This is a genomic window from Roseospira marina (genome assembly GCF_014197855.1).
In the GTDB taxonomy this organism is placed as follows: Bacteria; Pseudomonadota; Alphaproteobacteria; order Rhodospirillales; family Rhodospirillaceae; genus Rhodospira; species Rhodospira marina.
In genome coordinates this window covers 1-14936 of the sequence record NZ_JACIGJ010000026.1, presented here as the reverse complement: position 1 = coordinate 14936, position 14936 = coordinate 1, and the positions used below count along the sequence as shown (strand labels likewise).

Below are 14936 nucleotides of genomic sequence, written 5' to 3'. Positions count from 1 at the left end.
TCAATAAAGCGCCGGTATGAGACGGCGGCATCCCGTCCCTCTCAACCGGTGCAAGATGATGGCAGCCACTGGCCGTGGCTCTCGACCTGTTTTTCCGATATCAAAGGCTCTTACAATCGGCGGCGCCTGCCCTTGGCCGTTGGCAACACCACTTCACAGCACGCTGAGCGTCGCGCCGTATAACCCGGTGGCCCCTATTTCGGGATAACGTCACCTTTCGAGCACGCCTGCGTGACGTTGAACGAGTGAAGGTCGGAGGTTTGGATATGCTTAAAAACGATATCAAAGATATGGTGTTGGCGAACAAGGCCGCCTGGGATGCGTCTGCTCCTTTGCACGAGGTCGGTCCGGCGTGGGAGACGCTGCTTGCGACGGTCTCTCAGCCGGGCTTTTCCGTTCTGGACTCCTGCTTGACGGCAACGCTTCAAGAGATTGGCATCGGGGGGCGGCGCTCGGTGCAAATTGGCTGCAACAACGCGCGGGAACTTCTGTCGCTGGCCGCGTTTGGCGCTGATCCTGTTTTGGGGATTGATCAATCATCCGCGTTTCTTGCCCAGGGCGAGACATTGGCGCGTGCGGCGGGATTACATCCCCGTCTTTTGGAAGCAAATATCTATGATTTGCCGAAAGAGCTGGGAACATTTGATTTTGTGCTGATTACGGTGGGTGTGCTGAACTGGATGCCCGACCTGCCGCGTTTTTTTGACATCGTGGCGCACTTGATGGCGCCTGGCGCCGTGCTGGTGATCTACGAGACGCATCCGTTTCTTGAAATGTTTGACCCCAACGGCAAGGACCCTCACGAACTCGTGTGCAGCTACTTCGACCGAAGCCCTCAGGAGAGCTTTGGGACCATCACCTACGACGGAAACGATGGAGGGGGCGACCTTGTGAGCTATTGGTTTCTCCATTCTCTGGGTGACATCGTGACAGCCTGTGTTCAGGCCGGATTGGGGTTGGAAAAGCTGGTTGAACACCCCCATTCCAACCGAGAGGTTGATTACGACATCTATGCGGGGCGCGCCGCCCAACTCCCCATGAGCTACACGGTCGTCGCGCGGGCGCGATAGCGTCCTGTGTCGTGTTGACGAGTTTAGGCCGCCCGCCCCCACCTCCAAGGAGGTTCAGCGGGAAGAAGAGCCCTGCTGGTGGGCGCCTGAGCGGTGGGCGTCGGGTTAAGCGCCAGCGCATGCCGCGTGCGGCCCTTCACGTTCTTGCCAGCGTCGCAGCCCGCTGCGTTGCCTTGACCGCGCCCTTTTCCGCCGATTTCAGCGATGGGCTGTCGATCCCTGCGGCGGTTGGACGTCGAACTGCTGCGCCAGCTCGGCCAGCGTCTTCTCTCCCTTGATGGCCGAAAGAGCCACTTTCGCCGTGAAGGCCGGCGCGTGCGTCCGGCGCGGTCGTCTCGCCATAAATGCTCCTCCTGTCTCGGCATCGTCGCCGTTCTCAGGCAGGAGATCCACTTTGGCGCCCTGTCCAAATTTCCCCGGCCAGCTCTCATCACCTTGGCGGGGCCTTCGGGCCTCGCTTTTTATTTGAGACGGACGGTCCGCCAGCGAACCGGCTCCGGCGCACCGAAGCCCCGATGCCCCGATGTCCCGATGTCCCGATGTCTCGTCCGTCAGATCGCCACGCATGCCACGGGTCTCCCCAAAAACCAGGGGGGACTCACCTCCAACCGCGTTTCGACCGCCCCCCTTTTTTTCAATAGGACCTCGGGGGAAACGAGAGCGCCCACAGGAGACGGCGCAGCAGCCGCATTCTTTGTCACAACATCTAACATAGCACACTTCATATTCACATACCTTTTCGTTGACAACCTAAAGATTGATTGGTAGAAAATCGCAGTGGTTGTTCGATTGGCCGATCACAAGCCTGTCGCTCGACTCAAAAGAACCGTCTGCGTCACTCTATGCAAGAAGGACCATGGTCATGGCCTTAAAATACAACGATGCACAGAGGACCAGCCATAACGAAAAGAATGTATGCGCTTACATAAATCGGCGCACCGTCGATTCGTATTTATCTACGAAAGGACGGGACCGGAAAAACCGACACCAATACTTTACGGATGATGGCGTGTGCATCAGTGTCTTCTCAAACTCCGGCCTCCCAACGATTATTAAAGGCAAGGCGGCCTTAGCGCGCTTAGGGTCTTGGGTCGATGCGCAGTTTCCCGACTGGGAATGGGTCAACGCGCACGTCTACCCCTCGCGTGATGGCACGGTCTTCATCGTTGAGTGCACCGGGGTTGGAACCGCAGCGTCGGCCGACGTCTTGGCCCGAACGACAGTCCCTTACATTCATATATTTACAGTCCGCAACGGGCTGATTTCCGAAGTCCGGGAGTATTCAGACATGCGGCAGAAATACCGATTATTGTCCGCCGCATTTCCCGCAACAGACACTTGCCCGTTTTATCCGCTCTAAAGCACATCCCGAGCGACCGCGCCCCGATCGCCCCCCACGAAAACAGGGACGATGGGCTTCAATGTCAAAAACGTGGAGCAAGTGGCCCGATCCAGATACCCCACCAAGCACGAACTCACACTCGGAGCGTCCTGATGCACAGTATCGATAACGACGAGCGCCTCCTTCGCAAGGCAAACCGCGCGACGGTCGAGACATACATGCACACCAAGGGCCAGGACCGTTTAAAGCGGCACGAATTGTTTGTCGAGGAGGGAAGTGGTGGCCTTTGGACGACGGACACAGGCCAACCGATTGTCATTCGGGGACAGAAGAAGCTCGCGGAACATGCCGTCTGGTCACTCAAGTGCTTCCCGGATTGGGAGTGGTACAACATAACGATCTTCGAGACAGACGACCCCAATCATCTTTGGGTTGAGTGCGATGGACACGGCAAGATCCTTTTCCCCGGCTATCCGGAGGGGTTCTACGAGAACCACTTCTTGCATTCGTTTGAAATGATCAGTGGCAAAATCAAACAAAACCGAGAATTCATGAACGTCTGCCAGCAACTGCGCGCGCTCGGCATTCCTGTTCCCGAAGTCAAGCGCGCCGGTATACCGACTTAAGGGGATCGAAAGAGCCGGCCATGCGCGCCCCATCCCTTATCCTTGCTGCGTCCCCATAGCATGGCCTTTGGTCCGCCTGGGCCGTCCATGCTCGCCCTCGCGGATCACAGGCCTCGCACCATCGTCATAACGATCACCCTTGGTGCGGGGCCATCATCACCGCCGATGATCGCACTCCGACATGTCGGTGTCGAACGCAAAGCCCGAGCAATCTGGGACAGATTGCGACGACTATTTGCTTAAGACTCAATACGATAGAGCGTCCTGCATCATCCGGATGTCATGCAAAACGCTCGAGAGAGACCTGCGCCAGACCGAACTGGACACGGGAGGGTCCTAGTCATGACGTCAATCCAACCGATTCAATCGTATAGACTGCCCCGAAAACAGGACTTGCCTCCCAATACGGTCAATTGGATGGCCGACCGTCGGCGTGCTGTTCTGCTCATCCACGACATGCAGAACTATTTCGTGGAGCCCTTCGGAGCGCCGCTTCGAGAGACTCTGGTGGCGAATATCGCGGCGTTGCGGACACACTGCGCCGCCGTCGGCATTCCCGTGGCGTATTCGGCTCAGCCCGGTGGGATGAGCGAAGAACAGCGCGGCCTCCTTCTCGATTTTTGGGGGCCCGGCATGCAATTGACGCCCAAGGACAGGGACATCGTCGATGTATTGACGCCACAGCCAGCCGATTGGTTGGTCACGAAGTGGCGGTACAGTGCTTTCTTCAACAATGATTTGCTCAAGAAGATCCACGCGGCGAATCGGGACCAGCTTATTATTTGCGGTGTATACGCGCATATTGGCGTTCTGACGACGGCTCTCGAAGCGTATTCGAATGACATACAGGTTTTATTTGTCGCCGATGCAACGGGCGACTTTAAACAGGACGACCATCGGCAGGCTCTTAAGCATGCATCCCGGACCTGTGCGGCCCTAACGACCACCGAAGAGGTGATTCGATGCTTAGGATGATCACGGATCTCATCTCTGCGTTCACATCGAACCAGCCGCCGACGTTTGCCATCCTGTACCGCGCCGAGAGCCCACCCGATCGGGCTGTCGAGGTGATGGTCGGGCCCTTCACCACGGTTGACCGTCTTGCCGATCTCCCCCTCGCGACACCGCCACGCCCAGCACGGTGCAAGGAACTGCTGGCTGTCATCCCGTTCCGGCAAGCCACGGAGCGCGGGTTCTCCGTCATAGACGACCAAGCGCCGTTGCTTGTTATGCCAATCACCGAAACCGCGACGGCGAGCCGCGATCAAATCCACGCCCTCCTTCCCGCTGTTCCAATCCATGTCTCCGAGGAACGCTTCATCCCGCCCGACGACGAGTATGAGGCGCTTGTCAAACGCATCATCGATGAAGCCATCGGAACCGGCGAGGGCGCGAACTTCGTCATCAAGCGAGACTATGTCTCACACTTCACATGCGAAAACAGGGTCGCGGGTGCCCTGTCGCTGTTTCGGGAGCTTTTGGAACAGGAACGAGGAGCCTATTGGACCTTCGTAATCTACACGGGAACCCAGGTTTTTGTCGGCGCCTCACCCGAACGTCATATCAGCGTGACCGACACCGTGGCCGTTATGAATCCGATCAGCGGAACGTATAGATACCCGCCGTCGGGGCCAAGCGTCGCCGACCTCATGGCCTTTCTTGAAGACCAGAAAGAGTCGAATGAACTCTACATGGTGCTCGACGAAGAACTCAAAATGATGGCGCGAATATGCCCGCGGGGCGGCACCGTTTCGGGCCCAATGCTACGAGAAATGTCCCACTTAGCCCACACGGAGTATTTCATACGGGGCCGAACCGAGATCGATCCCCGCGATATACTTCGCGAAACCCTATTTGCTCCCACGATTTCGGGGAGCCCCCTGCAAAACGCATTCCGCGTAATAAGCCGTTATGAACCGGCCGGCCGGATGTATTACAGCGGCGTGCTGGCGCTGATCGAAACCGGCGAGACGGGTGGTCGGAATCTCGACTCAGCCATCATGATCCGTACGGCCGACATCTCCTCGGACGGTCTGCTGCGCATCGGCGTGGGGTCCACCATCGTCCGCGATTCCGACCCGGCCGCCGAAGCGGCGGAGACGCGCGGGAAAGCGGCGAGCCTGATATGTGCGCTGAAAAAAGCGGGGCGAGCCGAGATGAAAAGCCATCCGGACGTTGTGACGTCTCTCAGGCGTCGAAACGAATCGATCGCCCCTTTTTGGTTTGAAGACGCGGACGGACGTCTTCAAGGCCGGCAAGAGTTTGCTGGAACGTCGGTCCTCGTCTTCGACGCCGAAGATTCGTTCACGCTGATGATCGCCCAACAACTCGAATCGCTTGGATTGCGCGTTGTCGTCACGAAAGCGGAAGGCACCGTGCCGGTTGATGGATATGATTTGGCCATCTTCGGTCCTGGACCAGGAAACCCGAATGATCGATGCGACACGCGCATCGAAACGCTTCATCATACCATCCGGGCCTGCCTCGCGGCGCGCCATCCTTTTGCCGCGGTCTGCCTGAGCCATCAGATCCTCAGTCTCCAACTCGGTTTGCCGGTGGTTCCGCGCGGCACACCAAACCAGGGCGTCCAGAAGGACATCGATCTCTTCGGCGTGCGACGCGCCGTAGGCTTTTACAACACCTTCGCCGCCTTCAGCCAAAGCGACGCGTTCGATGTCCGCGACCTCGGTCGGATCGAGGTCAGTCGCGACCCGACCACGGACGAAGTGCATGCGATTCGCGGTGGTTGGTTCACGTCGACTCAGTTCCACCCCGAATCCGTCCTCACGCAGAACGGGCCCAAAATACTGGCGTCAATGATACGCCACGTCATCTCGGATCGGCGGTTGATAAGGGTGGGGGCTGACGATGCGCCAGTACATAGTTGTTGACGCCTTTGCCGAAGAGCGGCTCTGTGGCAATCCCGTCGCCGTCTTCCTCGGCAGTGACGATTTGTCGGACGAAGATATGCAGGCCATTGCACGAGAGATGAATCTCTCGGAGACGACCTTTGTCTTGCAACCGAAATCCGAAGCGGATTGGCACGTACGGATTTTCACGCCCGTCAACGAGCTTCCTTTTGCGGGACATCCGCTTTTAGGAACGGCCATCGCGCTTGCGCGATATACGGACAAACCGTGGATCCGTATCGAAACCGCCATGGGAGTCATTCCATTCGAAGTCACGCGACGGGATGGTCGAGCCATTGTCGCGTCAATGGATCAACCCGTCCCGACATGGGAGCCCTTCCACCGCAGCGACGAGCTTCTGGCGGCTCTCGGCGTTCAACACGCCACCCTTCCGATTGAGGTCTACCGAAACGGCCCGCGCCATGTCTTCGTCGGACTCGAGGCCGTGAGTCAGCTGTCTTCGCTGGCACCAGACCACCGCGCGCTGTCGCGATTCGAGGACCTCGCGATCAACTGCTTCGCCCCTGCGGACGATCAATGGCGTGTGCGCATGTTCTCCCCGGCGTATGGCGTCGTTGAAGACGCCGCAACAGGCTCGGCCGCTGGCCCGTTGGCTATTCACCTAGCGCGCCACGGACTGCGGTCCTTCGGCGACACGATCGACATCATCCAAGGTGTGGAGATAAAGCGCCGATCGCGCATGCACGCCTGCGCGGAAGGCCATCAGCACCAGGTCAGCCGTGTCAAAGTCTGGGGAGCCGGCGTTCTCTTTGCGGACTGCGTTGCATTCGTCTGAGAGTGGAGGAACACATGACGGCAAGAGTATCGGAGTCGATGACAGGAGACATCGTCCTTCCGTTTCCCGAATATCATAACCCACCCGAGGACCCTATTGGTCTGCTCCGCACGTGGCTCAGTCGGGCCGATGATGTTGGCGTTCGCGAGCCGAGAGCGCTGGCGCTGGCGACGGTCGCGGAGAATGGTCGTCCCTCGTCGCGTATCGTCGCCATTGCCAAGGTCACAGCCCATGGAGTGTGCTTTGCGAGCCATACATCCAGTCAAAAGGCACGCGACGTCCGCGTTAACCCGTACGCCACGGGAGTTCTTTATTGGCGCGAAACAAGTCAACAAATAATATTGAGCGGGCCGATTACCCTTATGTCGGAAGACGAAGCCAACCGCTCATGGAAATCGCGCCCCGCGGAAGCCCACCCCATGTCGGTCGCGGCCCGGCAAAGCGACGACCTCCTCGACGTAGAAGCGCTCCGGGAACAAGCAAGCAAGCTTGCGAGAGCGGGTGTAGACTTGCCCTGTCCGGACTCATACAGGGTCTTTGAACTCCGTCCTGAGTCCATGGAGTTTTGGGCGGATGGGCAGGATCGTCTTCACGAACGGCTCCGTTTCGACCGGATCACGGGCGGCTGGACTGCGCGACGGTTGCAGCCCTAGGGTGGATCGCCTCGCATTCGACATAGCGACGACGGCCAAATGCGAGGCGTAAATCCGCCCTAACGAAGGGATTTAGGGCCGATTCACGACAATTAACGGGTCAACAGGGGCAAAGGGTCCGCAGGGGTGTCGGGCTGCCGCAAGGCGGCCTGATGGCCCGGCGGTCCGCCATGCGTTGGTCGCTCTTGCGTCAACGTGGGTGCGGCTCTTGACATTTTAATGTCATAGCTGTTACTGACTAAGCAGGGATATGGAGACGGGAGTGCCGAACGCGGCATCCCTGCGCCTCTGGCACACGACGACCGCGATGGTCCCGCCCCACCCGCCCCGCAGCGCTCGCGTGGTTGGGCGCACGTATGCGCACGCCATGCGCGCCCGCAGGCATCCTTGTTTTAGTGCGAGGACGGAGGGATCTCTGCCATGGCCATTGCCGAACCGCGCCCCAGAGGCCGCCGATCCGAAGGCGGAGCCGCACCACCCGCCTGACCCCGCTCTCCGCAGGCACCGGGCGGGGCGACCGACGGCGCCTCACTCCCGAAGCCGGCTCCCAACCGTCCGCTGGAGGCATTCGCTGCGCCGCGTCCCCATGCAGGACCGGTCGCACGCCGGACATGTCCACAAGGACGCCCATGATGGACAAAAATATATTTGCCTTCATAGTGCGGCACTCAAAAAAAGAGCAGGCCCTAATTACAGCCGTAACATTTGTTTCGTTTCCTATGTTGTATTCTATACTCATGATACCAAAAGAAATCATTAACCTACTTCAAGTGGATCCGAGTGAGCAACGCGAAATATTTGGAACATCGCTTGACACACTGGAGTACATGCTCGCGCTGTGCGGTGTGTTCCTGGCGCTCATTCTTGCCAACGGTCTTTTGAAAATGGGCCTGAACACCCTCAAGGGTCGCGTGGGTGAGCGGCTAGTGTGGCGCCTTCGCCATAGGCTGCTGCAACGGCTGCTCCGGTTTCCCCTTGGGCACTTCCAGGACGTGAGTCAGGGAGAGCTGTCATCGTCCGTCGTCGCGGAAGTGGATCCGCTGGCGTCGTTCTTCGGTGAGGCGATTGCACAACCCCTGTTCCAGGTGGGAACCATGGCGACCGTGCTGGTCTTCATGTTCATGCAGGATCCGCTCCTGGGCGGCGCTTGTGTCGCCATCGTCCCCGTCCAGGCCTATATTGTTCCGAAGCTACAATATCAGGTGAAGCTTCTGGGCAAGGAGCGGGTCCAGCGGGCGCGCAAGCTGGCCGAGGCCATCGGCGAAACGACGGAAACCATCCGGGAGATTCGGACGAACGGAACCCAGGATGTCATCCTGGCCATGCTGTCGGACCACCTCGCGCGGATTTTCCGGATTCGCCTTAGCATCTACAAAAAGAAGTACTTCGTAAAATTTCTCAACAACACACTCAACCAAATCACGCCATTTCTTTTTTATTCGGTGGGGGGCTATTTGGTCCTTGCCGGCGATTTGACGCTCGGGGCGCTTGTGGCGGCGATTGCCGCCCATAAAGAATTCGTCGCGCCCTGGAAGGAGCTCCTTGTCTACTATCAGAACGGTGTGGACAGTCAGATCAAGTATGCCCAGGTCGTTGAGCATTATTCGCCGCGCGGCTTGCTGGAGCCCGCGCCGGATGTCGCGCCCCACCCCGACGACCTGCGGGGGCCGATCACACTGGAGGGCGTGACATGGTCCAACGAGTACGGCGATCGGATTATTGATCATGTGTCCCTGACCATCGATCGGGGCACATTCGTCGGCATTTCCGGCACCAATCCTCTGGGGTTGCGGCGCCTGGCGGAGCTTCTGGTCGGCCTGGAAGCGCCGGACGGCGGGCGCGTGACCATCGCCGGACACACCCTGAGCGCGATGCCGCCGACGTTCGTCGGACGCCGGATCGCCTATGCGGGACCGGAGCCTAAGCTGGTGGCCGGAACCATCATGCAGAACGTGACCTACGGGCTTCGCCACCTGCGCCCCGACGGCTCGCGGGAGACCGCCGCCCAGAAAAAGCCGTCCCGGGTCGAAACGTCGGGAAGCACCGGAGACGAGCCGGTGCGGATCGACGATCCGCTGATCGACGTTCAGAGCGTCGGAGCGGAGAGTTGGAACGATCTGGCAGACTGGTGGATTCAATGCCTGAAGGTTCTGGGGGACGATACGTCCACGTACCGGGAGGGCCTGCGGCAGACCTTCGACCCCGCCCATTACCCGCACTTCGCCGCGCCGTTGTTGCGGGCCCGGTTCCGGCTCCACCGAAAGCTCCGGCAGGCGGGCCTGACCGGCACCATCGCCTGGTTCCGGCGCTCGGTCTTTGACGACCACGCACCCCTCTATGAAACTCTGCTGTTCGGTCTGCCCGCTGGCGGCGCTTTGACGTTGGACACGATGGCGGAACACCCGGCGCTGGCCGCCGTCCTGGATCGGCATGGTCTTCGCGCCCCCGCCATCGCGCTCGGCCATCAAATGGCGGAACACCTGATCAACACGTACCGGACGGACCCGGACGAGAGCCGGATCGTGCGTCACCCCCATTTGACGGAGGCCAAGTATCGGGCCCTGCACCGGGCGGTCGTTGAGGCGGATCCGCGGTTCATGACAGGGCGGCCGCGGGACGCGAGCAGCACCGCCCGGTTCATTGAGGTCTTCCTGTGGATCGTTCCGGCCCGGGATTCCGGCGTCACGATCACCGAAGACCTGCGCCGGCGCATTCTCGCCGCGCAGGCCGAGATCCTGGACCACCCGCCGGAGGGGCTCCGCGGGGCCATCGTCCACTTCCAGGCCCGCCGGTATCATCCCCGGCTCAGCGTGGTCGAGAACCTTCTGTTCGGCCGCCTGACCTCCGAAGAGCCCAGGGTCATCAAAACGTTGAAGAGTCTCATTGACGAGGCGCTGAGGGAGGAACACGCCCATACCATCGTGATGTTTCTGCTGACCCTCAGCCCGGTGGGCGTGGGTGGGTCGCGGCTGACGGTCCTGATGAAGCAGAAACTCCAGTACCTGCGCGCCTTGATGAAGAGGCCCGACATCATCGTGTGCCATCAGGCGCTCGACGCCCTCGAACGGTCGGACCGGGCGGCGATCTTCGCCAAGACGCGACGCCTCTTGCCGGCCACGACCCTGATCGTGCTGGAACAATGGCTGCCCGACGAGGCCGCCTTTGATACCGTGGCGACCCTGCGGAAGGGTCGTCTGGTCTTGGAGAACAGCGCGGCCGATGCGGATCTGTCCGAGACCATGCCCATGAGAGGTGGGGCGAAGCGGGACGACGATGCCCAGCGGGCGGTCGCGCTCACCCCACTGTTCGCGGACCTCCCCCGGCAGACGCGCCTCCGGATCGCGGCGGACGCCGAATGGCGAACCGTATCGCCCGGTGAGTTCGTGTTCCGGGCCGGCGAAGCCGCCGAGTATGTCTTCATCCTCGTCGAGGGCCAGGCCGAGCAGGTGCTCTGGCGGCAAACCGAGACTCCCATCCACGTCGCCTACATGTTCCCGCCCCAGACGGTGGGTGAAACGGAAGTGCTGGCGGGAACCCGACGGTTTTCCGGCGTCCGTGCCGTCACCGGACTGCGGGTCCTCCGGGTCAACGGCGCGGTTCTCAGCCGGTTGGCCTCGGCGAACCCGTCCCTGGCCTTGCGAGCGCTGCAGAACGCGGCCAATCGCCTGGCCAGCGAACTGCCGAAGACGAGCGCCCGCGCTCCGGAGGCCCGGGACCGCAGGGCGGGCTGACGCGGCCTCATACCGGCCCACGTTTGAATGGCGCCGCGCGGCGGTTCAGCGACGCGGGGCCCGGGCTGGCCGCGACAACCAGATCGCGGCAATCAGGATCACGAACAGACCCCCAGCCAGCCAGAACATATCGAGGATCGACAGAAGTTGAGCCTGAGGTGTGATGATCCGCGCGTTGACCAGGGCGAGGGCCTGCTCCGGGCTCAGACCGAGAGCCTGGGCGTTGTCCAGCACCTGGGTCGTCTCCGTCGACGCGACCGTAACATGCTCCGTCAGATAGGCGTGATGGCGCGTCGCCCCGTTCTCCCACCCCGTCGTCCACAGCGAGGCCGCGAAGGCGGCGGCCATCAGCCGCAGGAAGTTGAACAGTCCGGACGCGGACGGAATACGGTGCGGCTCCAAACCGGACAGGATGATGGCCGTCAGGGGTATGAAGAACGTGGCCATGGCTATGCCCTGCCACAGGTGCGTGTTGGCGATGGTCAGGGCATCCACGTCCGGTGAGAAGGTTGCACGCCAAAAGTTGCACAATGCCATAACGATAAATGAAATGGTCGCGAACCAGCGCGGGTCGACGGTGCCCATCATGCGCCCCAGAATCGGGGACAGGATCAGGGCCAGAATCCCGATCGGCGCGGTCACCAGGCCGGCCCAGGTCGCCGTGTATCCCATGGTGCGCTGCAGCCACATGGGAATCAGCACCAGCGTACCGAAAAAGGTCGAGTATCCCAGCGTGAGGGCGAGGCACCCGGCCGCGAAATTGCGCTGCGCGAACAGGGAGAGGTCCACGATCGGATGCTCTTCGGTCAGCTCCCAGATCAGGAAGAACGTGAAGCCGATCACCGCGACGACCGCCAGGATGATCACGTCCACGGAATTGAACCAATCCAGTTCCTTGCCGCGATCGAGCATGATCTGGGTCGCTCCCACCCAGATCACCAGCAACAGGAGACCGACGTAGTCGACCGATACACGGCGGGTGGGCGTTTCGCGTCCGCGAAGCATGGCGGCCGTCAGCCAAATCGAGATCAGGCCCACGGGAATGTTGATGTAAAAGATCCAGGGCCAGGACCAGTTATCCGTCAACCATCCACCGAGAATGGGCCCCATAACCGGCGCTATAGTTGCGGTCATACCCCAGAACGCCAGGGCCAGGCCCGCTTTTTCCTTGGGATAACACTGCAACAGCAGGGCCTGGCACAGCGGGATCATCGGCCCCGACACCATGCCCTGCAGGACGCGGGCCGCCACCAGCATGTTCAGGCTCTGCGACAGGCCGCACAGCACGGAAGCCACGGTGAACAGAAACGTGGACATCAGAAACAACCGCAAGGCGCCCAGCCGCTGGGTCAGCCATCCCGTCAAGGGCACCGAGATGGCGCTCGACACGGCGAAGGAGGTGATGATCCACGTTCCCTGACTCGGGCTCACCCCCAGGTCTCCGGCGATCGGGGTCAGGGCCACGTTGGCGATGGTCGTGTCCAGCACGTTCATGAACGTGGCCAAGGACAGGCTGATCGTGGCCAGGACCAGGGGCACGCCGCTCAGAGGAGGATGCGCGGGAGGCTGGGGGGGCGCCTGTTGGGGCGCCTGTTGGGACACGTGTGGGGGCTGGGCCATGGGACCGCCTCCGGTCAGTAGGACGGTGCCGCCTCGACCGGCGGTGTATCCGGCCCGTCGGGGGGATCTGCGGCGGCGAGGGTCTCGGCGATCAGGCGTTCGACAAGGGCGCAAGCGTCCCGATCCAATCCCGCGTAGACCGATGTCTCGGCCACCGGAGCCGTCGGCCGCACCGGCGCGAGCTGAGATCCGCTGCGGTCGCGCAGGTCGATCGACACCCGCATGGACAGGCCAACGCGAAGCGGATGGTCCGCGAATGTGCCTGGATCAAGGGCGATCCGCACAGGCACACGTTGCACAACCTTGATCCAGTTGCCGGTGGCATTCTGGGCCGGCAATAGCGAAAAGGCAGAGCCCGTTCCCGCCGACAGGCCCACGACCTGCCCCGCGAAGTGCACGTCGTTGCCGTACAGGTCGGCGATCAGGTCCACCGGCTGGCCGATCCGGACGTCGCGCAACTGCGCTTCCTTGAAATTGGCGTCCACCCAAAGATCATCCATTGGCACGATGGCCAGCAGCGGCGTGGCCGGCGTGGTCCGCTGCCCGACCTGGGCCGACCGTTGCGCCACCTGCCCGGACACCGGCGCCAAAACCTGCGTTCGGCGCCAGTCCAGATAGGCCGCGCGCACCTCGGCCGCCGCCAGCCGAACGCGCGGATGCTGGGTGACGGTCGTTCGGTCGACCAGCACGCGGGCGGCGGCCAAATCTTCGCGCGCGGCCGCCAGCGCGGCCTCGGCCTGTTTGACGTCGTTTCCGGTGTGCCGGAGCGTTTCCTTCGACCCGGCGCCGGTCCGGGCCAGATACGTGTGGCTGTCGAGGTCATCCCGGGCGCGCTCCAGGGCCGCCTCGCGGACCGCGATGGTCGCCGCCAGCACCCGGGGCTGCGCGAACAGGTGGCGCACCTCGCGCACGGTTTGCGCCAAGGCCGCCTTGGCCTTGTCGAGGGCCACGCGGGCGTCGGTGTCGTCCAGCACCACCAGGGTGTCGCCGGCCATGACGCGGTCTGTGTCGTCCACATGCACGGCGCGGATCGTGCCGGAGACCTGCGGTGTCAGATGAATGCGGTTCCCCGCAACATAGGCATTCTCGGTTTCAATGTGGAACCGGCCGATCTGGGTCCAATAGACCCAATACCCCCCGCCCGCGGCCGCGAACGCCAGGACAGCCAGAATCAGGCCCAGGGTGCGCCGCCGCTTGCGCGCCGGCTGGGGCGGAGACGGCGCCGGAGCATTGGGCGGCAGAGCGTCGGGGGGGGGAGCGGATGGTTGGGAAGGCCCTGAAGACATGACGAAACATCCTGATCGTGTGCCGACGGCCGATCACCGGTGCGGAGGCGGACCGGCGCCGCCCGGCGGATGGGCAACCCTCATCCGCCACCACAACGCCCGCACGGTTTGGCGCGCGGCTTCTCCGAAACATTTTCTGCCGCTCCTGTAACTGCCGCGGCAGCGAAATAGAGATGCGGAATCCTGCTGGCGCTTTGCGTCGCTTGAGTCCTTTGCCGGTGGAGTGACTTACGTTTTAAGGGGGGGGATCGCCGCAAGACGGCGCAGGAGGCCGGTCAACACAGCGATCTCGTCCGGTGTGAAGTCCTTGAGGTAATGATCGAGGACGTTCTGGCCGATCCGCTTCACGCGCGGGTAGACCGCAGCGCCCTCCTCCGTCAGGTCGACCTGGATAACCCGCCGGTCTTCGGTACACCGGGTTCGCCGAACCAAGCCCCGGGCTTCCAAACGGTCGAGCATCCGCGTCATGGAGCCGCTGTCATACCGCATGCTGCGGCACAGGTCGGCCGCCGTCGCGTCGAGCCCACTGGCAATCCGCATCAACACCCGCCACTGTGCGGCCGTGATCCCATCGATCCGCGCCTGGCGATCAACGTCGTCGAGCAGTCGGTTCGCCACCTCATTCAGCAAACGCCCGACGCTGCCCTCGTCGGATACGGGAGCATCACTCTCTGTGTTGGCATCGCGACCTGTGTCGGCATCGCGGAGTCCCGGACGGGACGTATCGGTACCCATGGGCCCCCTCATCCTCGCTGCGCGTACTGTGACAGCCTAGGCAGCTTTTGTCAACGCGAGCCCATGTTCGGCCCAGGGGAATCGCATTTGAGAAATCGGGGTAGCGGTCGGGCTTGAAATGGATTCTGTAGGGGACTCCCTTGGATTAAGCGGGAGGCTCCATGTCCT

Annotated in this window: 11 protein-coding genes and 1 pseudogene; 8 read left to right on the top strand and 4 right to left on the bottom strand. The window is 61.7% G+C overall.

Going from position 1 to position 14936, the window contains the following annotated elements; genetic code table 11:
- Positions 1 to 266 precede the first annotated feature (266 nt).
- Complete coding sequence (locus GGD82_RS19375) at positions 267 to 1070, top strand: class I SAM-dependent methyltransferase (RefSeq protein WP_150064032.1); 804 nt, start codon at positions 267 to 269, stop codon at positions 1068 to 1070.
- 219 nt (positions 1071 to 1289) lie between these two features.
- Here the strand turns inward: GGD82_RS19375 and GGD82_RS19370 are convergent.
- A pseudogene (locus GGD82_RS19370) lies at positions 1290 to 1412 on the bottom strand (IS3 family transposase); the annotation flags it as partial.
- A 514-nt stretch (positions 1413 to 1926) separates the two neighbouring features.
- On the opposite strand from GGD82_RS19370, the gene GGD82_RS21645 reads away from it, so the two are divergent.
- The 7 genes from GGD82_RS21645 to GGD82_RS19335 all read left to right on the top strand — a co-directional run bounded on the left by GGD82_RS21645 (position 1927) and on the right by GGD82_RS19335 (position 11127).
- A complete protein-coding gene (locus GGD82_RS21645) occupies positions 1927 to 2430 on the top strand; it encodes a PhzA/PhzB family protein (protein WP_150064031.1) in 504 nt (167 codons plus the stop codon).
- A gap of 134 nt (positions 2431 to 2564) precedes the next feature.
- The gene (locus GGD82_RS19360) at positions 2565 to 3038 is read left to right on the top strand and encodes a PhzA/PhzB family protein (protein ID WP_150064030.1); all 474 of its coding nucleotides are present in this window, start codon (positions 2565 to 2567) and stop codon (positions 3036 to 3038) included.
- Positions 3039 to 3455: 417 nt separating this feature from the next.
- On the top strand, positions 3456 to 4013 hold the full coding sequence (locus GGD82_RS19355) for an isochorismatase family protein (protein ID WP_246164015.1): 558 nt from the start codon (positions 3456 to 3458) through the stop codon (positions 4011 to 4013).
- Positions 4001 to 5929 carry an anthranilate synthase family protein gene (locus GGD82_RS19350; RefSeq protein ID WP_246164014.1) on the top strand — a complete coding sequence of 643 codons (1929 nt, stop codon included), beginning with the start codon at positions 4001 to 4003 and terminating at the stop codon, positions 5927 to 5929. Before GGD82_RS19355 ends, GGD82_RS19350 begins: the two co-directional genes overlap by 13 nt.
- Complete coding sequence (locus tag GGD82_RS19345; protein WP_150064028.1) at positions 5907 to 6743, top strand: PhzF family protein; 837 nt, start codon at positions 5907 to 5909, stop codon at positions 6741 to 6743. The genes GGD82_RS19350 and GGD82_RS19345 overlap by 23 nt, the downstream gene beginning before the upstream one ends.
- Positions 6744 to 6757: 14 nt before the next feature.
- Entirely contained in the window at positions 6758 to 7396 is a 639-nt protein-coding gene (gene phzG / locus GGD82_RS19340) for a phenazine biosynthesis FMN-dependent oxidase PhzG (RefSeq protein WP_150064027.1), read from the top strand.
- An 827-nt stretch (positions 7397 to 8223) separates the two neighbouring features.
- Positions 8224 to 11127 carry an ABC transporter transmembrane domain-containing protein gene (locus tag GGD82_RS19335; RefSeq protein WP_170284471.1) on the top strand — a complete coding sequence of 968 codons (2904 nt, stop codon included), beginning with the start codon at positions 8224 to 8226 and terminating at the stop codon, positions 11125 to 11127.
- 45 nt (positions 11128 to 11172) lie between these two features.
- Here GGD82_RS19335 and GGD82_RS19330 read toward each other — a convergent pair whose 3' ends face one another.
- From GGD82_RS19330 to GGD82_RS19320, 3 genes are all read right to left on the bottom strand, one after another.
- A complete protein-coding gene (locus tag GGD82_RS19330; RefSeq protein WP_150064025.1) occupies positions 11173 to 12747 on the bottom strand; it encodes a DHA2 family efflux MFS transporter permease subunit in 1575 nt (524 codons plus the stop codon).
- Positions 12748 to 12761: 14 nt separating this feature from the next.
- A complete protein-coding gene (locus GGD82_RS19325; protein WP_150064024.1) occupies positions 12762 to 14033 on the bottom strand; it encodes an HlyD family secretion protein in 1272 nt (423 codons plus the stop codon).
- Between the two features lie 228 nt (positions 14034 to 14261).
- Entirely contained in the window at positions 14262 to 14768 is a 507-nt protein-coding gene (locus GGD82_RS19320; protein WP_150064023.1) for a MarR family winged helix-turn-helix transcriptional regulator, read from the bottom strand.
- Positions 14769 to 14936: the final 168 nt, after the last annotated feature.